Below are 19,190 nucleotides of genomic sequence, written 5' to 3'. Positions count from 1 at the left end.
ACTCTCGCACGGCCGCGGCCCCGGATCCGGCCCGGTCACCCGCCCCGGCTACGCCGGGAGCGCCATCCACGACTGGACCGGTTTGCCGTTGCACGGCCGGAGCAAGACATCCTTCTTGGCCTCCACGTCCTCGATGCAGTACCCCGGGAACTTGACGCTCTCGATCCGGTCGCCCTCGGTGGACATCGAGGTCGCCCAGTACTGCGACCGCAGCGCGGTGTTGCACGTCTCCAGGGCGATCGGCTTGTTGCGGTCCACCGCCTGGAGGCACTTGTTCACCGCGACGCTCTTGATCTGGTCGCCCGGCTGGCTGCCCGGGTTGATCGTGAACTTCTGCCGGGTACTGTCGGGCGCCGTCTCCGCCGGCCATGACCGCACCTGGTCATAGCCGGCCACCGCGTCGAGATTCCGCTCCGTCTGAAAGTTCTGGAACGTGTACTGCGGCTCGTCCGCCCGGGCGGACGTCTGCGCCGCCACGGACAGCAGGCCTGTCACCAGAACGGAAACCACGGCTGCCGAGGATGCTTTCCTACCGAGACCTCGCCACTTCATATTTCTTTTCTCCTTCGGACGATTGAACCATCAGTTCATTCACTTCACACCCGAGCGAATCTCAAAGTGCGATGATCAGCCTATTTGCGGACTGATGCGCAGCACGGGAAGACGTCGGCGAGTCGTCCACAAACTACTTCAAGGTCCCTGAATAATGATCCCGCCAGAACGACCGACAGCAGGAAATCAGAGAGGTGGATGATCAACCATGGGAAGCGAGCCGGACTCCGGGATCTTCCTCGACCCGTGGAGGATCTCCACCGACACGGGAAACAATCTGGTCTTCCACAACAGCTCGACCAACAAGACCTTCAAAATCACCGCGAACGGTGAAGCGGATCCGGCCCGCCGCGCCGTCAAGGTCGGATCCCCCCAGCCCCGCCTCGTCGGCCCACACACCGAGGCTCAGGACGGGATCATCGTCGGTCACGTGCACTCCAGTTACCACGAGAGCTCCGAATCCTATGTCCAGGTCACCTACACGGGCCTCACCGTCAGGGTCTCCACGAATGGATATCGGAACGTCTGGGACAATGCGTTCAGCATTCCGGTCCCCGCGCACAAGAAGTACGAGCTTTCACACGTCCTGAAAGAGGATTGCACGTCGGCTTTCTACTGGATTCCTCTGACGGCCTAGCGCCCCGGATCCACCGAACCCGCCGCGACCGCGAGGCCGGGGCGGGCCCTGCCGTTCACCGGAGCCCGGACAGCCCGCTACGGCTGGTAGAGAGTCCAGAGCTGATTCGGCGCGGGCTCACCGAACACCGGGGTCGTCGTGACGCGCTGGTCCTCGCCATTGCCCTGAAGCACCTGGTTCGGATTCTTCTGGCTCGCGATCGTGGTGTGATCCTGGGCCGTGTCGACGATCCAGCGCTGCGCCAGGCTTCCGCCCTCGCAGTACCGGAGGAGCACCTGCTGGTCGAGCCCGAGGTCCTCCAGGCAACTCCGGTCACCCCAGCGGATCGTGTAGATGCCCTCCCCGTCCGCCGTCCGCCCGACCAGCGTGAACGTCCACTCCTGACTCTGGCCGCCCGGATCCCTGGTCTCGACCTGCGGGGTGTGGAGATAGTCGAGATTGAGATTGTCGGCCACGTTCTGCACGGCCACGTTGAATTCCGCGGACCGCCTCTCGGCGGTCGCCGCTCCCGCATCGAGAACCGTCACCGCCGACAATGCAGCGACGCCCATGAGGGAAGCCACCGCTTTTCTGGTGATGCTCACTGTCCTTACTCCTTTCGGGGCGGCCGGCCGGCCACCCCGCCGTTCGCAGGGGATTCTTCCCGACCGGGTCGGAGGGATTCACCCCAATGGCCGGAAGAAACGGTCCGGACCTGGACCTGCCCAGCACCGATCGATCCCAGCCCGACGATTCACAACGATGACACTTCATCGTTACGAGCGCTTCCCCAGCCTCTCCGCCGGGTGACATGCCGGTCGACCACAGCAGCGGCAAAGAATTACCCCGAGAAAAGTTCGTACAGTGTCTGATTCCTTGAGACAACACGCACGGGCTAACCGAAATACGATCACCCCGTCAGGTCCATCCAGGTGACATGGGCGCCTGCCCGCCTCCCGCACAGGCGCGACCGAAGCACGGCACCCCACCCCCGCGGCAGGAGCCATCCGCGGGGACGACGGCCACCCCCTCACCACCCGTCCCCTACCTCAAGCAGACGCCTCCCACCTTCTCGTCCTCGACGGAGCGCTGTACACAGCCCTGGACCGGGACTGCTGTTGCGAGCCCGCACATCGGCGCCGCACCCCGGCCGGCCGGTGGCGGGTGTTGAGGGCGGGTGGGCGCCTGGCTCGGCGTCAGGGCGATATTTCGGGAGGAAGACGGCATAACCCCCGGGTCGGCGGGCAGACGGCGGTCGGATCGCACTGGACGAACCGACAGATCGATGGACAGACCTACCCGTGGAGGCCGACGTGGTTCCCCTTCTTCTCGTTCTGCTGCTGGCTGTGGTGCTCTTCGGCGCCGGCTTCGCCCTGAAGGCGCTGTGGTGGGTGGCGCTGTTCGTGCTCGTGGTGTGGCTGCTGGGCTTCATCGCTCGCGGCACGGCGGCCGGTGGCGGTCGCGGCCGGTGGTACCGCTGGTAGTAGGCGGGCCGCACGGCATCGGGCGGGCATCCTCGGAGTTCCGGGGGTGCCCGCCGTCGCGTGCGGTGGGGCGCCGTCAGAGGAAGTGGCGGATGGGGGCGGTGGCCGTCTCCAGTGCGCGCAGGGCGGGCCCGCGGCGGCGCCAGCGGCCGGGGGCGATGCGTTCGCTGCGGGCGAGGTCTTCGTCGAAGTGGCGGTCGAGTGCGGCGGTGAACTCCTCGTCCAGGACGGTGAGGACGACTTCCTCGTCGTGGTCGAGCGAGCGCCGGTTGAAGTTCGCCGAGCCGATCACGGCGGCGGCGCCGTCCAGGGTGAGGACCTTGGCGTGCATCATCGTCGGGCCGTAGCGCCACACGGCGACGCCCGCGGCGGTGAGTTGTTCGAAGTACCGTTCACCGGCGAGCTGGCACACCCGCTTGTCGGTGTACCGGCCGGGCACCAGGAGTTCGACGGCGACGCCCCGGCGGGCGGCGGCGCACAGCAGGTCGACGAAGTAGTCGTCGGGGGCGAAGTACGCGGTGGCCAGGCGCAGCCGCTGCTCGGCGGAGGAGATGACGATCCGCATCAGGGTCTGCAGGTCCTGCCAGCCGACGCTGGCGGAGCCGCGCACCACCTGGACGACGGAGTTGCCGGGCTGTTCGTGTTCCTCGAAGCGGTCGGCGTCGTCGTAGAGGGTGCCGGGGGCGCACTCGGCCCAGTTCTGGGCGAACGCGGCGGCGATGCCGTCGACGGCGGGGCCGACCACCCGGACGTGGGTGTCGCGCCACTCGCCGGGGTGGCGGGCGTTGCCGCACCACTCCTCGGCGATGCCGACGCCGCCGGTGAACGCGACCCGGGCGTCCACGACGAGGACCTTGCGGTGGCAGCGGTGGTTCTGCTTGAACGGCGAGAGCCGGATCGGGCGGCGGAACCAGGAGATCCGCACTCCGCTGGTGCGCATCAGGTCGAGCAGTTCGGGTTCGATCAGGCGGCTGCCGAAGCCGTCGAGCAGCAGGCGGACCCGGACGCCCTCGGCCGCCTTGCGGGCGAGGGCGCGGGCGAGGGTGCGGGCGATCTCGCCGCGCCAGTAGACGAACGTCATCAGGTCGACCGTCCGCCGCGCTCCCTCAACGGCCTCCAGCATGGCGGGGAAGATCTCGTCGCCGTTGCGCAGCGGGGTGAGCCGGTTCCCTTCGGTGGCGGCGATCCCGATCAGTCCCTCCAGTCGGCGGCGCAGCGCCCGCCCGCGCTCCGTCCCGGCCGCCGGTGACGAGCCGGTCGGAGGGTCAGGAACGGCAAGAACAGCAGGGCCGCCCGGTTCGGCGGCCGGTTCGGGCGCGGTGGCCTCGGTCGTCATGGGTGTCTTCTCCGTTCGACGCGGTAGCGGATGGCCGCGCTCGGCTACCCGCTGCCGACGGTTCGATGCCCGTCCCCGGCGGCGTGTCCGCGGCCGGGGATGAAATCCGCCGGTGGGGGGACACGGGTGCCATGACGAGGACTCAGGGAGGCGGCCGGCCGGTCGTCCGGCTGCTGGTGGCGGTGGTGACGCAGGCTGCGCTGCTGATCTCGGTGGGACTGCTGGTCACCCGTCCGCCCGCCGGCTGGTGGGATCCGCGCGAGGGCGCGGTGGTGGGATGGCTGGCCGATCACCGGAACTCAGTTGCCACGCAGGCGAGTTCGTGGGTGTCGGCGGCGGCTTTCACGCCGGCGGTGGTGACGGTGACGGCACTGGTGTCGGTGCTGCTGCTGGTGCGCGGCCGGTGGCGCTGGGCGGCGCTGACGGCGGGTGCGGTGACGGTGCAGGCGACCCTGTTCGTGCTGGCCGCGAAGGTGGTCGACCGGCCCCGGCCCGAGGTGGAGCGGCTGGACGGCGCGCTGCCGACGTCCGGTTTCCCGTCCGGCCATGTGGGAGCGGCCGCCGCGCTGTACGGCGCGCTGGGACTGCTCGCCCTGTCGCGGGTGCGCGGGCGGTGGCGGGTGCCGCTGTGCGCGCTGGCCTGGGCGGTGCCGGTGCTGGTGGCGCTGTCCCGGCTGTACCGGGGGATGCACCACCCGACGGACGTGCTGGCGGGCCTGGCGAACGGCGCGGCGGCCCTGTGGGTGGTCCGCCGGGCCCTGCCGGAGCGTGAACGTCCCGCTGCGGCAACGCGGTTGGCGGGCCCGGTCACGGTGGTCCGCAACCCGGTGGTGGTCGACGAGGAGCTGCTCGGTCGGCTGCGCGCCGTGCTGGCCCGGTACGGCTGCGCGGACCCGCGCTGCCTGCCGGGTGCGCCGGAGGACTCGGGCCGGGCGGCGGCGGCGCGGGCCCTGGCGGACGGCGCCCGCACGGTGCTGGCGTGCGGCGGCGACGGGACCGTGACGGCCTGCGCGGAGGCGCTGGCGGGCACCGGCGCGACGCTGGTGGTCGTGCCGTGCGGCACGGGCAACCTGCTGGCCCGCAACCTGGGCCTGCCGACCGACCCGGAGGAGGCGCTGGCGGCGGCGCTGGCCGGCCGGGTCCGCCGGATCGACCTGATGCGGGCGGAGGGCGACGGTTTCCCCGCCCGGGCGGCGGCGGCGATGGCCGGGATGGGCCTGGACGCGGCCGTGATGGCCGACACCGACCGGTCGTTGAAGCGCCGGCTGGGCTGGCCCGCCTACCTGGTGGGCGCGGCCCGGCACCTGCGGGACCGGCGGATCGAACTGACCGTGACGGTCGACGACCGGCCGCCGGTGCGCCGCCGGGTGGAGGCCGCGGTGGTCGGCAACGTCGGCGCCCTCCAGGGCGGGGTACGGCTGCTGCCGGACGCGGTGCCCGACGACGGGCTGCTGGATCTGGCCCTGGTGCAGCCGCGCGGCCTGCGCGGCTGGGGCGCGGCCCTGCTGGCCCTGGCCACCGGTACGCGACGGACCGGGCCGGACGCGCCGCTGGAGCACTTCCGCGGCCGCCGGATCACCCTCGCCGCGGACCGGCCCTGCCCGCGCGAGTGCGACGGCGACCCCGTCCCGGACGGCCGCGTGCTGCGGCTGACGGCCCGTCCGGGCGCCCTGCTGGTCCGGGTGCCCGGACGGGCCGGGGCCCCCACCGAACCGGCCCGGCTCCCCCGCGAGACCCGCGAGACCCGCGAGACCCGCGAAGCCCCCGGCGCCGAGGCCCGCGACACCCCGCACCGCCACCGGGCCACGCACACCACGCACACCACGTATGCGGCGACGACCCGCGAGGAGGCGCTCTGATGGGCACGGCCAGTCGGATCAGGGGCGGACAGGAGCATCTGTCGGCGGACGAGGCGGTGCTGACGCTGCGCCGGCACGGCCGGTGGCCGCTGGTGCGGGACGCCTTCGTGCGGTTCCGGTACGCCGACGGGTTCAGCCACGCGCGGGCGCTCGCGTTCCAGGCGGTGCTGGCGTTGATCCCGTTCGCGATCGCGGTGGTGGGCCTGGCCGCGTCCGTGCACGGCGGGCCGGTCGGGCAGCTGGTGGCGGGCACCGTCGAACGGCTGGTGCCGTCGTCGAGTGCGGGGCTGGTGCACGAGGTGCTGGAGCGCAGCCGGGCGCAGGCCGTGGGCAGTCTCGCGCTCTGGGCCGGCGCAGTGTTCTCGCTGGTCAACCTGGTGACCGCGATGGCGCAGATCGAGCGCGGCGCGAACCGGATCTACGGCATCGAGCGGGACCGGCCGTTCCCCCGCAAGTACGGGCGGGCCGTGCTGATGGCGGCGGGCGCGGGACTGCCGCTGGGCACCGGGTTCCTGGTGCTGGTGGCCGGTCCGCAGATCGCGGCGGCCGGACAGGAGGTGTTCCGGCTGGGTCCGGGCACGGCCGTGGCGTGGAGCTGGTTGCGCTGGCCGGTGGGCGTCCTGCTGAGCCTGGTCTCGGCGAGCGTGGTGTTCCGGCGGGCCCCGCGCCGCCGTCAGCCGGGCTACAGCTGGCTGGCGTTCGGCGCGGGCGTCTACCTGGCGCTGTGGGTGGCGGCGACCTGGCTGCTGAGCCTCTACCTGCGCCTGTCGGGGTCCTTCGACGCGATCTACGGGCCGCTCAGCGCGGTGTTCTCGCTGCTGGTGTGGGCGTATCTGACGGCGGTCGCGCTGTTCCTCGGCCTGTCCTTCGCCGCCCAGCTGGAGGCCGACCGCACCGGCCGCCCCGGCCCCGTGCTGCCGGACCCGCTGTCCACCCCGACGCCGGAACCCGCCACGCACCGCACCGACCGCACCGACCGCACCGACCGCACCGACGAACGGACCGTACGATGATCCGCCTCCCCCGCCCGGCACTCCGCCCGACATCCCGCCCCCGCCACCCCCGCCGCCCCCGCCCGACGCTCCGCTCCGCGGACCTCCGCCTCGGCGAGCGCCTGCTGGCCGCCGTGGCCGCCTTCGCGGTGGCCGCGGTGCCGACGGCGCTGCTGCTGGTGCTGGTCGAGGCGCACTGGGCGCCGTTGCACCGGCTCGACGAGTCGGCGGCGGTGCGGCTGCACACGGCGGTGCGCGGCCACCCGGCGCTGCTGGAGGCGGTGCGGGTGCTGAGCGACCGGGTGGGGGATCCGGTGACGATGCGGCTGCTGGTGGCGGTCGCGGCGGGGTGGCTGCTGTGGCGGCGGGCGTGGCGGCTGGCGCTGTGGGCGGTGGCCACGGTCGCGGCGTCCGGGCTGGTGGGGTGGGCGGTGAAGGCGGCGGTGGCCCGGGCGCGGCCGTCGCTGCCCGATCCGGTGGCGCACGCGCCGGGGTTCTCGTTCCCGTCCGGGCATGCGATGACGGCGGCGACCTGCTGCGCGGTGCTGCTGCTGGTGTTCCCGCCGGTGCTGCGGCCCGCGCTGCGCGGCGCGACGCGGGCGGCGGCGGCCGTCGTGGTGGTCGGGGTGGGCTTCACCCGGGTCGCGCTGGGGGTGCACTGGGTGAGCGATGTGCTGGGGGGCTGGCTGCTCGGTCTCGCGCTGGTCGCGGCGACCGCGTGGGCGTTCGAGGGCTGGCGGCGGGAGACCGGTCGTCCGCCGGCGCCGCTCGCCGAGGGGTTGGAGCCGGAGCTGGCCGCGGCCGGGCCGGAGGGCCCCGAACGGCCGCCCCGCAAGGGCGGGTTCAGCTGAGGCGGGCCACCAGCAGGGCGACGTCGTCGGTCTGCGCCTTGGCGAAGGTGGACAGCAGCAGGTCGCCGGTGCGGTCGGGTTCGGCGGGCGCTTCGGCGAAGGCGTCGCGGAGCGCTTCGAGGCCGGTCTGGAGGTGTTCGCCGGGGACTTCGATCAGTCCGTCGGTGACCATCAGCAGGGTGGCGCCCGGCGGCACGGGGTGGGTGGTGGCCGGCGGCTGCGGCATGTTGAGGCCGAGCAGGATGCCGTGCTCGTCGAGGAAGCGGGTGGTGCCGTCGGGCAGGCGCAGCAGCGGCGGCAGGTGTCCGGCGTTGGCGAGGTGCAGGCGGCGGCGGTCGGGTTCGATGAGCACCAGGCAGACGGTGGCGGTCAGGCCGGGCCGCAGGTGCACCAGCAGGGTGTCGAGGCGGCGCAGCAGGGTCTGCGGGTCGTGGCCCTCGACGGCGTAGGCGCGCAGCGCGTGGCGGAGTTCGCCCATCGCCATGGCGGCCTCCAGCGAGTGTCCGGCGACGTCGCCGATGGCGAGCAGCAGGCCGGCGGGGGTGTCGATGGCTTCGTAGAAGTCGCCGCCGATCTCGCTGCGGTCGGAGGCGGGCTCGTAGCGGACGGCGAGTTCGACGCCGGGGACGGCGGGGAGCCGGCCGGGCAGGAAGGAGCGTTGGAGGGTGAGCGCGAGGGCGTGTTCCTCGGCCTGGCTGCGTTGGGCCTCCAGCGCGAGGGCGGCGGCCTGGGTGAGCTGGGAGAGCAGGCTGCGGACGTCGGGGGCGGCGACGGCGTCGCGGTCGACGGCGAGGGCGACCAGCGGCCGGCCGGGTTTGGTGCGGGCGACGACGAGGGCGACGGGGCCGGTGGGCAGTCCGCCGGCGGCCGGGCCGTGGTCGGCGAGGACGGTGCGCCACTGCTCGGCGTCGAGCAGGGTCAGGTCGGTGCCGGTGGCGTCGCCGAGGGTGTGGCGGGCGAGGACGTCGAGCAGGACGGGCCGGGCGTGGAGCAGTCGGACGGGGGCGGGGCCGTCGACGTGGTGGGCGAGGTGCAGGGTGTCGCGGTCGGGTCCGAGGGCGATGGCGGTGGCGCGTTCGGCGCCGAGCCGGATCGCGCCGAGCGCGGCGGAGGTGACCAGGGCGTCGGTGCCGGTGGCTCCGTACAGGGCGAGGGTGGCGCGGTGCAGGGCGGCGACCCGGGCGGCGAGGCGTTCGGCGCGTTTGCGGGCCCGGGCGTAGCGGAGGACGGCGGTGACGGTGGCCTGGAGTTCGGCGGGGTCGATGGGTTCGGTCAGGTAGGCGTCGGCGCCGCGGTGCAGGCCGTGGGTGCGGTCGCTGGCCTCGATGGCGGTGGCGGAGACGTGGACGACGGGTACGGCGGCGGTGCGCGGGTGCCGTTTGATGCGTTCGCAGACCTCGAAGCCGGTCATGTCGGGGAGGCTGATGTCGACGACGGCGAGTTCGGGGAGTTCCCCGTCGGGGGTGCGTTCGAGCAGGTCGAGTGCCTGGGTGCCGTCGACCGCTTCGACGACGGTGTGCCCTGAGCGGCGCAGCCAGCTGCCGATCAGGTAGCGGGTGGCGTCGTTGTCGTCGAGGACGAGGACGGTGGCGGGTCCGGCGTCAGTGGATGGGCTGGTCACGGGGTGTCCTGGTGCGGGGTGGGGCGGGTCGCGGGCCGGCGAGTGCGGCGGCGATCCGGGCGGCGGTCAGGCCGGTCTTGGGCAGTACGGCGCGGGCGTGGGCGAGGCGGGCGCGGTCGGCGGCGGTGAGGGTGGCGGAGGTGATGACGACGACCGGCAGGTGCGCGAGGGCGGGGTCGGCCTGGAGGGCGGCGAGGACGTCGTAGCCGTCGGTGTCGCCGAGGTGGAGGTCGAGGACGACGGCGTCGGGGCGGGTGCGGCGGGCGGCGGCGTGGGCCTCGGCGCCGTCCTCGACCTCGACGACGCGGTCGGCGATCTCGTGCAGCAGGGGCCGCAGGAAGGCGCGGAACGCGGCGTCGTCGTCGACGGCGAGCAGCACCGCCGGGCGGGCCGCGGCGGGGCCGGTGGCGAGGTGGGCGGGGAGGCGGACGGTGAGGGTGGTGCCGCGGCCGGGCGCGGAGTCCAGGTGGAGGGTGCCGCCGAGGATCTCGGTGAGCCGGCGGGCGTAGGGCAGGCCGAGGCCGGTGCCGCGGCGGCCTCGCTGGTGCGGGCCTCTGACCTGGTAGAACTCCTCGAAGACGCGTTGCTGCTGGCCGGGCGGGATGCCGATGCCGGTGTCGGTGACGGTCAGCACGAGGGTGGGCGGGGCGGTGTCGTCGCCGGGCGGTTCGAGGCGGGTGTCGAGGCGGACGCTGCCGGTCTCGGTGAATTTCAGCGCGTTGGAGAGCAGGTTGCGCAGGATCCGGCCGAGCATCGTCTCGTCGCCGAGCAGCGGTTCGAGGCCGTCGGGGACGGGGCCGATCCGCAGGTCGACGCCGGGGCGGGCCAGGCCGCGCAGGGTGCCTTCGAGGTGGGTGAGGACGGCGCGCAGGTCAAGCGGCGCCCACTGGGGTTCCAGGGTGCCGGACTCGGCCTTGGCGACGTCGAGCAGTTCGTCGACCAGGCCGAGCAGGGTGCGGCCGGACTCGGCGATCAGGGTGAGGTGGCGCTCGCGTTCGGCGGGCGGCGCGTCGGCGTCGGCGCGCAGCAGTTCGGCGAGGCCGACGACGGAGTTGACGGGGGTGCGCAGCTCGTGGCTGACGTTCGCCCAGAACCGGCTCTTGGCTTCGCTGGCCTCCCTCAACTGTCGTGATTTTTCGTCGAGTTCGGCGTAGAGGGCGACCACGCCGCGGTTGGTCTCCTCCAGTTCCCGGGAGAGTTCGGAGTACAGCGCGAGGACGCCCCGGTTGGTCTCCTCCAGTTCGCTGTTGAGCCGCTGGAGCTCCTCGTGCTGGGCGCGGCTGTGTTCGAGTGCGGCGATCAGGTCACGGGTGCGGTCGCGGGAGTCCTCGTGGGCGCTGGGGCCGGTGTGCGCGGCGAGCAGCCGGCGAGCGCGTTCGACCAGTTCCGGGCCGGGCCCGCGGTCGGGGTGCAGGCGCTGCTCGATCCGGGCGGTGCCGCCGTCCTCGGTGCGCCGGTGGTGGGTGGGCAGCAGCCGGCCGGAGGCCTCCAGGGCCTCCTCGGACAGCCGGTGCACGCCGTGCCAGGAGAGCGTGACGTGCAGGACCGGCACCGGGTCGGTGTGCAGCGCGAAGGACGCGGTGAGCCGGTCGGCGCCGAGCAGGTCGCGGCTGAGTTCGCTGAGGGCGGTGGCCAGTCGGACGGCGTCCTGCCCGTCGGCGCCGAGCAGGTCGGCGACGGCGCGGGCGCTGCGCCGCAGCGCGAAGGTGTCCTGGGCGGTGGCGATGGCGGTGGCCTCCAGGGGTACGGACGGGCGGGTGGGCGGGCGGAGGGGCGGTACGTTCACCAGGCGCCCTTCGCGACGACCACGCCGGCGTCGTCCCGGCGCACGCCGGCGTCGCGCAGCAGCAGGGCGGCCGCGGTGACGGGCAGGTGGCCGAACAGGCCGGGGACGTCGGCGGCCCGCCAGCGGTCGGTGAGCCCGTCGGAGTGCAGGACGACGGCGCTGTGCGGCGGGAGTTCCTGCCGGACGGTGTGCGGGGTGGTCATCTGGTGGCCGACGATGCCGGGGGTGGACGGCAGCGCGCGGCGTCCGCCGGTGGCGGTGTCCACCACGAAGGCGCCGATGTTGCCGACGCCGCTGAAGGTCAGCCGCCGCTCGGCGGGTTCGATCAGGGCGACGGCGATCGCGCCGCCGCGGCCGGCGCGCAGTGCGCGGTGCAGGTCGGCGAGGACCTGTTCCGGGGCCTGGGCGGGGCTGTGGTGGAACGCGGCGACGGCGTCGGAGGTGGCGCGGGAGGCGAGCGGGCCGTGGCCGAGGCCGTCGCAGAACATCAGCAGGAACGCGCCGCTGCCGGTCGGCCCGGGTGCGGCCGGGCGGGGGGCGGCGCGGTTGGTGAGCGCCGCCCAGTCGAGGCGGGTGGGGACGGCGGCGGGCCGGGGCGCGCGCGCCGGGGCGGGGGCGGCGGGGCGGATCGCCCAGGCGTCGCCGCACAGGTCCTGTCCGCTCATCGGGCGGGTGAGGCCCGCGGCGACGGGTTCGCCCTGGGCGGCGGCGGCCCGGCCGCCGGGGGTGCGGTTCCAGCACCGGGCGGCGAGTACCGTGCCCCGGCCGGGCAGCGAGTGCAGGTCGAAGGTGTCGGCGAGCCGGGCGATCGCGCCGAGGCCGATGCCGAGGGTGCCGTGCGAGGAGTAGCCGTCGGCGAGTGCGCCGGGGACGTTGGCCATCCCGGGGCCGCCGTCCATGGTGAGGAACTCCAGGGCGGCCTCGGTGTCGGTGCGCACCACCCGCAGCACCATCGCCCCGTCGGCGGCGTGCCGGCGCAGGTTGGTGGCGGCTTCGCTGACCGCGACCTCGACCTCCGCGACGCGTTCGGGCAGCAGCCCGATGCGGTGGGCGATCTGGCGGGCGGCGTTGCGGGCGGCGGCGGGCAGCGATTCGCTGTGCCGCAGCCACACCGCGTCCTCGCATTCGTGCAGCGGGGAGGTCAGCGCTTCCACTTGGTCACCGACACCCTCGTCCCGGTGGCGGGGTCGCTGTGCAGGTCGAAGTCGTCGACCAGGCGGCGGGCGCCGCTGAGGCCGAGGCCGAGGCCGCCGCCGGACGTCCAGCCGTCGGTGAGCGCCAGGTCGAGGTCGGCGATGCCGGGCCCGTTGTCCTCGAACACGGTGTGCACGCCGACCTTGCCGGCGCGGCGGACGGTGGCGCAGCGCATCCGGCCGCCGCCGCCGTAGACCAGCGTGTTGCGGGCGAGTTCGCTGGCGGCGGTGACCAGTTTGGTCTGGTCGACCAGGGACAGCCCGCACTGCTGGGCGTACGTCCGCACGGTCTGCCGGGCGCGGACCACGTCGTCGTTGGACACGATGGGGACGGTCTCCTCCTGCTCCACCTCGGGCCCGGTCATGGGCGGCCCGTACGCGCGGTACGGTCGCGTTCGAGGAGTGCCAGGCCCTTGTCGAGGGTGAGCGCGGTGCGCACCCCGCCGAGCGAGAGGCCGAGTTCGACGAGGGTGATGGCGACGGCGGGGCGCATGCCGACGACGACGGTCTCGGCGTCGAGCATGCGGGAGATCGCGGCGGTGTTGGCGAGCATCCGGCCGACGAAGGAGTCGACGATCTCCAGGGCGGTGATGTCGATGACGACGCCGCCGGCGCCGGTGGCGACGATCCGCTCGGCCAGGTCGTCCTGGAGGTCGAGGACGGTCTGGTCCTCCAGGTCGATCTGGATGGAGACCAGCAGGACCTGGCCGATCCGCAGAATGGGGACGCGGTCGCTCACAGCTCACCGCCGGGCTGCTGGGTGGAGCTGCGGTGCAGGACGTGGCGGAGCGCGTCGGCGAGGGTCGCCTTGGTGACGATGTCGCCGAACTGGACGCCGAGCGCGACCAGCGTCTGCGCGATCTGCGGCCGGATGCCGGAGATGGTGCACTCGGCGCCCATCAGCCGGGCGGCGACGACGGTCTTCAGCAGGTGCTGGGCGACCTCGGTGTCCACGGCGGGCACGCCGGTGATGTCGATGATGGCGTGTTCGGACTCGGAGTCGACCAGGCTCTGCAGCAGCTTCTCCATCACCACCTGGGTGCGTGCGGAGTCGAGCGTGCCGACCAGCGGCACGGCGACCACGCCCTCCCACAACTTGACGACCGGGGTGGACAGTTCGAGCAGCTGCTCGGCCTGGGCGCTGATGATCTCCTCGCGGGTGCGGGCGTAGGCCTCGATGGTGAACAGGCCGAGCGCGTCCAGCAGCCGGGTCAGCTGCAGGTAGGCCGTGATGTCCTCGGCGCTGCTGTCGGTGGTCGGGGCGAGCACGTCCTTGCAGGCGAACACGCTGATCGCGGTCTCGGTGGGCGTGAACCCGTGCCGGGCGCGGGTGCGGGACAGTTCGATCAGGAGCGCGCGGACCTCCGAGTAGCCCTCGCCACGCCAGTCCAGGCCGCCCTTGCGAAGCGCCTGGGCCAGCGCCTGGTACAGGTCGGTCAGCTCGCGTTCCAGTTCGGCGCGGCTGATCCGGCCGCCGAGGGTGGCCGACACCGCGTCGACCCACTGGCCCTGCACGGCGTCGTCCCGGTCCAGCAGCTCCACGAGCCGTTCCGACGCATGCTCCACCGCCATGAGGCGTTCTCCTTGCTGGTCCGGCTCCCCGGACGGGGGGCCTGGCTGTCCTCGGTGATCGCCCGACCCCGGCGGGGCTCGGCGATCACCGCGCTCCGGCTGCCCCGGTCGGCGCGAGGTATGCGCCTGCGGCGGAGGTTTTTCCGGCCGGTGCGGCGGGGCCGCCGCCGGGGCTCCGGGCGGCGTGCGTCAACTCCCTTGCATGCCGGGACGGTTCGGTCCGTCCGGGGGCCGGGGTTCAGTCCTGGTTCTCGGCTCGCCCGCGCGGGCCGACGCCGATCGCGGCTGCCCCCGGCGGCCGGCGGGAAGCCCGCCGACGTCGCAGTAACGGTTCCGCAACCGCACGGAGTGGACCGGGCCGGTCAGGGTAGTCGCGCCGTGCCGCTCGCCGGCCGTCCGGAACTCACCGGGACCGCCTCCTCCAGCAGAATGGGGTACCGCCGCATGCCCGTCGCCACCTCCCGCTCGACGTCCGTCACTCTCCCCGAGGGCCCCTACCCGGACGTCGCGCTCACCGCGCAGCTCCGCTTCGAGACGACCCTCCCCTACGGCGTCTGCCTGGCCTTCCCGTCGCGCGGCCCCGAGGGCGAGACCATCGAGTGGTTCTTCGGCCGCGACCTGCTGGACGAGGGCCGCCGCACCCCCTGCGGCGACGGTGACGTCCTGGTCGCCCCCGGCCCCGACGGCCGCGTCCTGGTCACCCTCAGCCCGTCCTCCGCCGGCCGCGCCGTGATCAGCATCCCCGGCGACGCGGTGGACGCGCTCCTCGCCGACGCCTTCGCCCTGGTCGCACCCGGCACCGAGTCCGAACACCTCGACCTCGACTCGGTCCTCGCCCAGCTGCTCGCCTGAACCCCGCCCGGCCCCACCGGGGCCGCGCCCGCCCGCCCGGGCGCGGCGGGCGGCGTCACGCGTCGAACGTGATCCTGATCCGCTTGCCGCCGCCGACCAGCGACCGGATCTCCCAGCTGTCCGCGAGCAGCTGCACCAGCAGCCAGCCGCGCCCGCCCACCCGGGTCGGGTCCCGCAGGCTGGAGTCGTCCCCGCAGGGGTGGCGGTCGTCGGCGTCGTCGACCTCGATGGTCAGCACCGTGCCGTCCTCGCGCAGCCGGGCGTCGAAGCCGGTGACTCCCCCGGCGTGCCGGACGGCGTTGGTGACGAGTTCGGTGGCGGCCAGGCAGGCGTCGCCGACCAGTCGTGCGTTCTCGGCGTGCCGGCCGAGCGCGGCCCGGACGGCGGCGCGGGCCTGGCCGGCGGTGCGCACGGCCGGGCCGGCTCCGGGCCGCGCGGCGCCGCCGGCGAGGGCGTGCCTCCCGGTCGGGTCGGTGTCGGCTACGTGCATGCGGTGTCCTCCGGTCGGCCGGTCCGCGCGGCGGCCCGAAGACCGGGCAGCACGCGAGTCTGTCACCCCTCCGGGTGCCCGGGCGACGGCTCGTCACACCGCCCGCGCGACTTCCGGACGACCGCCGGCCCCGAACGCCCGTCCCGCGCAGCCCGTTTCGCGCGCCGCCGAGGCCGGTCGCAGGCGCGGCCCCGGGCCCGGTCGCGGGCCCGCAGCGGGCTCCGGGGCCGGTCGGCGGGGGCGATAGCATGGCCGTTCGGGTGCGGCCTTGCCCGACGCGACCTGGGTCGCTGTCGGTCCCCGCACCACGCTCGTCGAGCGCGGCACCCCGCGGGATTCGCGGTCGGCGACGATCGATTGTGAGGTGAGGGTCCGTCAGGGCCCCGACGATGGCTTCTTCTCCCACTTTCCTGCCGCCTTCCTCCCCGGCGACGGCCGGCGCCCGGTTCCTGGCCGGCTCCCCGTACCCGGTGGCGGTGCTGGATCGTGCCGGCACGCTGCTGCACGCCAGCGACAGCGCGCGCCGCCTGCTGGCCGGCGGAGCGCCCGACGCGGTGCCCGGCGACACGACCGACGGGACGGCCGACGCGGCGGGCCCGGTCCCGGCCTGGCTGCTGCGGGCGCACCTGCGGCTGCCCGCGCAGGCCCCCCGCGGTGCGCGCCCCGGTCGGGTCCGGCACACGGATCCGGTGTCCGGGACGGTCGAGGCGCACCCGTCGCCGCAGCAGGACGGCAGCGTGGTGTGGTGGTTCGTGGCCGCCGAGGGCTGTTCGGCGCTGCGGCCGAATCCGCCGGCCGACGGGCCGTGCGACTGGGAGCTGCTGACCCGGCTGTCGGGGCTGCTGCTGTCCTCGCTGAACGTCGACCGCATCCTGGAGATCGCGGTCCGGCAGGCGGCGCTGCACCTCGCGGACGCCGCCGTGGTGGTGGCCCCGATGCGCGGCCGGACGCTGCGTTTCGTCTCGGCGCTGGGCGACGGCGACCCGGTGCACGTCCAGGTGCGGGCCGATCCGGCGGAGGTGCCGGGCCTGGCGGAGGCGCTGCGCGGCTTCCCGCCGGTGCCGTCGCGCTGGATCGACCCGTCGGCCACCCCGGAGTGGCTGGTCCCGCCGGGCCTGGGGCCGGTCGGCTCGGTGGTGGTCACGCCGCTGCCCGGGCACGGCGTCCCGGCGGGCGCGCTGGTGCTGCTGCGCGCCCCGGGCACCGACGGGTTCGACGGCGGCGAGGAGGTGTTCGCCCGGATGTTCGCCGCGCGGGCCGGCGCGGCGGTCTCGGCGGCGGTGATGTACTCCGAGCAGGCTTCGGTGACCGACCTGCTGATGCACGAGCTGCTGCCGCCGGCGCTGTCGCACCTGGACGGCGTGGACTTCGCGGGCGGCTACCGGGCGTCGGTGGACCGCGACCGGGTCGGCGGCGACTTCTACGACGTGCACCCGGCCGCGGAGCCGGGCGGCGAGACCCTGGCACTGCTCGGCGACGTCAGCGGCAAGGGCCTCCAGGCGGCGGTGATGACCGGCAAGGTGCGCAACACCCTGCACGCGCTGCTGCCGCTGGCGGACGACCACCAGCAGGTGCTGCAGCTGCTGAACCGGGCGCTGCTGACCTCGCACCACACCCGGTTCGTCTCGCTGGTGCTGGCGTCGGTGCGGCGCGAGGACGAGCGGGTCCGGGTGCGGCTGTCGGCGGCCGGGCATCCGGCGCCGATGGTGGTGCGCGCCGACGGCCGGGTGGTCCCGTCCAGCACCCTGGGCAGCATCGTGGGGGTGCTGCCGGAGGCCACCACCCGGACCGACACGGTGGTGCTGGACCCGGGCGAGGCCTGCGTGCTGTACAGCGACGGCATCACCGAGGCCAGGGGCGGGCCGACCGGGCGGGAGCAGTTCGGCGACCACCGGCTGCAACAGGCGTTGAGCGAGTGTGCCGGCATGCCGGCGGAGGCGATCGTGGAACGGGTGCAGATGCTGGCCTCGCAGTGGATCCGGGACGGACGGCACGACGACATGGCGGTGATGGTGATCGCCGCGCCGCCGCGCGGCCACCTCGCGCTGGTCGGCGCCCGGCGGGGGCGTGCCGCATGACCGTCCAGCCGCTGGCTGCCCCCGCCGCTCCCCACCTCACCCGCCGGACCGGTGCGGCCGACCTCGCCGACTGGAGGGACCGGCTCTGGACGGCCGTGCTGGACGGCGACCAGTCGACCGCGGCCGCGCTGGCGCTGGGCGCGCTGGAGTCCGGCCTCGACCCGGAGGCGCTGCTGCTCGACGTGATCGCCCCGGTGCAGGCCCGGATCGGCCGGGAGTGGGCGGCCGACCGGATCAGCGTGGTCCAGGAGCACGCCGCGACCGCCGTGAACGACCGGGTGGTGGCGCTGCTCTCCGGCCATCCGGCGTTCGTCGCCGCCGAGCCGCGGCCGACCCGCGGCCGGGTCACGGTGGCCTGCGTGGACGGGGAGTGGCATGCCTTCCCGGCGCGGCTGCTCACCGAGGTGCTGGTGCTGCGCGGCTGGAAGGTGGACTACCTCGGCGCCCAGTGCCCGACCCCGCACCTGATCGCGCACCTGCACCGCACCGCACCCGACGCGCTGGCGCTGTCCGCCTCGCTGTCGGCCCGGCTGCCGGTCGCGCACGCCGCGATCACGGCCGCGCAGGCGGCGGGCGTGCCGGTGATGGCGGGCGGCGCGGCGTTCGGACCGGACGGGCGCCACGCGTTCCTGCTCGGCGCGGACGCCTGGGCCCGCGACGCCCGGGACGCGGCCGTCCGCCTCGCCGCGGGCCTGCCCGTGCCCGACTCCCCGCACCCGCCGATCGACGCCCTGCCGCACCTGGTCGACCAGGAGTACACGCTGGTCAGCCGGAGCTCCCGGCAGCTGGTGGCCGCCGTGATGGCGGCGCTGGAACGGGAGTTCGCGCCGGTCCGGAGCTACACCGAGCTCCAGCGCGAGCACACGCTCGCCGACCTGGGCCACATCGTCGAACAGTTGGCGGTGTCGCTGTACATGGGCGACCCCGAGCTGTTCACCGGCTTCCTCGGGTGGACGACGGACGTGCTGACCGCCCGCCGGGTGCCGCCCACGTTCCTGGCGTTCTCGCTGCGGGTCCTCGCGGGCGAACTGCGCGACCTGCCGCGCAGCGTCGCCACTCTGGCGGCGGTCCGGCCGGCGTCCACGGAGGCCGGTTCCCCCTCATGAGCACCCCCGAACATCCCGCCGTGACCAGGCCCGTCTCCGTCACCGTCCCGGTGGTCGGCGAGCTCGACCACGAGAGCGGCGACGACCTGCTCGCCGCCGTCGCCGCCGGCCTCGCCGGCCGGCCGGACGCGCAGGTGGTCCGGCTGGACTGCCACGGCATGTCGCACTGCGACGCGCTGGGCCTGTCCGTCCTGCTCCAGCTCCGCCGCGACGCCGACGCGGCCGGCCGCCGCCTCTTCCTGGACGCCCGCCCCGCCGACCTCGACCGCCTCCTCCACCTGACCGGCACCGCCGCCTACCTGCTCGCCGACCACCCCGAGCCGCCGAGCTGAGGCCCGCGGGCATGCGCGGGATCCGCACCCCGCCTCGCAGTGACGGGCGTCACATCGGATTTCATCCGTTTGCCAGGCATGTCCGCCGCGTGATCGGGTAACCGGGGGCGGACCGGCCGGAGACGAGGAAAGGAAAGGCATGCCTGTGCCCACTGATGAACTCCTTCTGTCCGCACCCGCTGCGGTGACCTCCGACCCGATCGGAGCGCCCTCCCTGCCGTCGGCCGACCCCCTCGGCGCGGGCCCCCTCGGCACGGGCCCCCTCGGCACGGCCGCGGACTCCGGGCTCGCCTGGGACGCCCTTGCGGACCCCGCCAACGCCAGCCCCGCCGACGCCCGCGAGCTCAGCCGCGTGCTGCTGCGCCGCCTGGCGGACCTGGAGGAGGGCACCCGCGAGTTCAGCTACGTCCGCGCCACCCTCATCGAACTCAACCTGACCCTGGTCCGCTTCGCCATCCGCCGCTTCGGCC

At 74.4% G+C, this 19,190-nt stretch carries 19 protein-coding genes and 1 pseudogene; 10 read left to right on the top strand and 10 right to left on the bottom strand.

Features of this window, described 5'->3' with window-relative positions; genetic code table 11:
• Positions 1–48: 48 nt before the first annotated feature.
• Positions 49–510, bottom strand: a complete 462-nt coding sequence (locus ACWEMJ_RS04560; RefSeq protein WP_452135473.1) for an RICIN domain-containing protein — start codon at positions 508–510, stop codon at positions 49–51.
• A 250-nt stretch (positions 511–760) separates the two neighbouring features.
• On the opposite strand from ACWEMJ_RS04560, the gene ACWEMJ_RS04555 reads away from it, so the two are divergent.
• Positions 761–1,189 (top strand): hypothetical protein, encoded by a 429-nt coding sequence (locus tag ACWEMJ_RS04555; RefSeq protein ID WP_452135472.1) that lies wholly within the window; start codon positions 761–763, stop codon positions 1,187–1,189.
• Between the two features lie 77 nt (positions 1,190–1,266).
• Here ACWEMJ_RS04555 and ACWEMJ_RS04550 read toward each other — a convergent pair whose 3' ends face one another.
• On the bottom strand, positions 1,267–1,773 hold the full coding sequence (locus ACWEMJ_RS04550) for an RICIN domain-containing protein (protein ID WP_452135471.1): 507 nt from the start codon (positions 1,771–1,773) through the stop codon (positions 1,267–1,269).
• A gap of 708 nt (positions 1,774–2,481) precedes the next feature.
• Between ACWEMJ_RS04550 and ACWEMJ_RS04545 the strand changes: the two genes are divergently transcribed.
• Positions 2,482–2,652 carry a hydrophobic protein gene (locus ACWEMJ_RS04545; RefSeq protein ID WP_452135588.1) on the top strand — a complete coding sequence of 57 codons (171 nt, stop codon included), beginning with the start codon at positions 2,482–2,484 and terminating at the stop codon, positions 2,650–2,652.
• 76 nt (positions 2,653–2,728) lie between these two features.
• Here ACWEMJ_RS04545 and ACWEMJ_RS04540 read toward each other — a convergent pair whose 3' ends face one another.
• A complete protein-coding gene (locus tag ACWEMJ_RS04540; protein WP_452135470.1) occupies positions 2,729–3,988 on the bottom strand; it encodes a phospholipase D-like domain-containing protein in 1,260 nt (419 codons plus the stop codon).
• Between the two features lie 131 nt (positions 3,989–4,119).
• On the opposite strand from ACWEMJ_RS04540, the gene ACWEMJ_RS04535 reads away from it, so the two are divergent.
• From ACWEMJ_RS04535 to ACWEMJ_RS04525, 3 genes are read left to right on the top strand one after another with little or no spacing between them, the layout of a single operon-like run.
• Positions 4,120–5,847 carry a diacylglycerol kinase family protein gene (locus ACWEMJ_RS04535; protein ID WP_452135469.1) on the top strand — a complete coding sequence of 576 codons (1,728 nt, stop codon included), beginning with the start codon at positions 4,120–4,122 and terminating at the stop codon, positions 5,845–5,847.
• A complete protein-coding gene (locus ACWEMJ_RS04530; protein ID WP_452135468.1) occupies positions 5,847–6,860 on the top strand; it encodes a YihY/virulence factor BrkB family protein in 1,014 nt (337 codons plus the stop codon). Before ACWEMJ_RS04535 ends, ACWEMJ_RS04530 begins: the two co-directional genes overlap by 1 nt.
• Positions 6,857–7,690: a phosphatase PAP2 family protein gene (locus tag ACWEMJ_RS04525; RefSeq protein ID WP_452135467.1), complete on the top strand. Its 834-nt coding sequence runs from the start codon at positions 6,857–6,859 to the stop codon at positions 7,688–7,690. Before ACWEMJ_RS04530 ends, ACWEMJ_RS04525 begins: the two co-directional genes overlap by 4 nt.
• Here the strand turns inward: ACWEMJ_RS04525 and ACWEMJ_RS04520 are convergent.
• From ACWEMJ_RS04520 to ACWEMJ_RS04495, 6 genes are read right to left on the bottom strand one after another with little or no spacing between them, the layout of a single operon-like run.
• On the bottom strand, positions 7,683–9,311 hold the full coding sequence (locus ACWEMJ_RS04520; protein WP_452135466.1) for a SpoIIE family protein phosphatase: 1,629 nt from the start codon (positions 9,309–9,311) through the stop codon (positions 7,683–7,685). The genes ACWEMJ_RS04525 and ACWEMJ_RS04520 overlap by 8 nt on opposite strands.
• Entirely contained in the window at positions 9,292–11,097 is a 1,806-nt protein-coding gene (locus tag ACWEMJ_RS04515) for an ATP-binding protein (RefSeq protein ID WP_452135465.1), read from the bottom strand. The genes ACWEMJ_RS04520 and ACWEMJ_RS04515 overlap by 20 nt, the downstream gene beginning before the upstream one ends.
• Positions 11,094–12,251 carry an ATP-binding SpoIIE family protein phosphatase gene (locus ACWEMJ_RS04510; RefSeq protein WP_452135464.1) on the bottom strand — a complete coding sequence of 386 codons (1,158 nt, stop codon included), beginning with the start codon at positions 12,249–12,251 and terminating at the stop codon, positions 11,094–11,096. Before ACWEMJ_RS04510 ends, ACWEMJ_RS04515 begins: the two co-directional genes overlap by 4 nt.
• Positions 12,239–12,655 carry an anti-sigma regulatory factor gene (locus tag ACWEMJ_RS04505; RefSeq protein ID WP_452135463.1) on the bottom strand — a complete coding sequence of 139 codons (417 nt, stop codon included), beginning with the start codon at positions 12,653–12,655 and terminating at the stop codon, positions 12,239–12,241. Before ACWEMJ_RS04505 ends, ACWEMJ_RS04510 begins: the two co-directional genes overlap by 13 nt.
• Entirely contained in the window at positions 12,652–13,029 is a 378-nt protein-coding gene (locus ACWEMJ_RS04500; RefSeq protein WP_452135462.1) for an STAS domain-containing protein, read from the bottom strand. Before ACWEMJ_RS04500 ends, ACWEMJ_RS04505 begins: the two co-directional genes overlap by 4 nt.
• Positions 13,026–13,862 carry an STAS domain-containing protein gene (locus ACWEMJ_RS04495; protein WP_452135461.1) on the bottom strand — a complete coding sequence of 279 codons (837 nt, stop codon included), beginning with the start codon at positions 13,860–13,862 and terminating at the stop codon, positions 13,026–13,028. The genes ACWEMJ_RS04500 and ACWEMJ_RS04495 overlap by 4 nt, the downstream gene beginning before the upstream one ends.
• Before the next feature lie 444 nt (positions 13,863–14,306).
• Here ACWEMJ_RS04495 and ACWEMJ_RS04490 point away from each other — a divergent pair, with 444 nt between their 5' ends.
• Positions 14,307–14,714 (top strand): SsgA family sporulation/cell division regulator, encoded by a 408-nt coding sequence (locus ACWEMJ_RS04490; RefSeq protein ID WP_452135460.1) that lies wholly within the window; start codon positions 14,307–14,309, stop codon positions 14,712–14,714.
• 55 nt (positions 14,715–14,769) lie between these two features.
• Here the strand turns inward: ACWEMJ_RS04490 and ACWEMJ_RS04485 are convergent, their stop codons facing one another.
• On the bottom strand, positions 14,770–15,204 hold the full coding sequence (locus ACWEMJ_RS04485) for an ATP-binding protein (protein WP_452135459.1): 435 nt from the start codon (positions 15,202–15,204) through the stop codon (positions 14,770–14,772).
• A 389-nt stretch (positions 15,205–15,593) separates the two neighbouring features.
• Between ACWEMJ_RS04485 and ACWEMJ_RS04480 the strand changes: the two genes are divergently transcribed.
• From ACWEMJ_RS04480 to ACWEMJ_RS04465, 4 genes and pseudogenes are all read left to right on the top strand, one after another.
• On the top strand, positions 15,594–17,282 hold the full coding sequence (locus tag ACWEMJ_RS04480) for a PP2C family protein-serine/threonine phosphatase (protein ID WP_452135458.1): 1,689 nt from the start codon (positions 15,594–15,596) through the stop codon (positions 17,280–17,282).
• The gene (locus ACWEMJ_RS04475) at positions 17,279–18,388 is read left to right on the top strand and encodes a cobalamin B12-binding domain-containing protein (protein WP_452135457.1); all 1,110 of its coding nucleotides are present in this window, start codon (positions 17,279–17,281) and stop codon (positions 18,386–18,388) included. The genes ACWEMJ_RS04480 and ACWEMJ_RS04475 overlap by 4 nt, the downstream gene beginning before the upstream one ends.
• Positions 18,389–18,408: 20 nt before the next feature.
• Positions 18,409–18,720 (top strand): STAS domain-containing protein, encoded by a 312-nt coding sequence (locus ACWEMJ_RS04470; protein ID WP_452135456.1) that lies wholly within the window; start codon positions 18,409–18,411, stop codon positions 18,718–18,720.
• Positions 18,721–18,859: 139 nt separating this feature from the next.
• Positions 18,860–19,190: pseudogene (locus ACWEMJ_RS04465) on the top strand (RNA polymerase sigma factor SigF); the annotation flags it as partial.

This window comes from Kitasatospora sp. NPDC004531, from assembly GCF_053602195.1.
The sequence above is the reverse complement of the archived record's forward strand: the minus strand, read 5'-3'. Positions and strand labels throughout refer to the sequence as shown.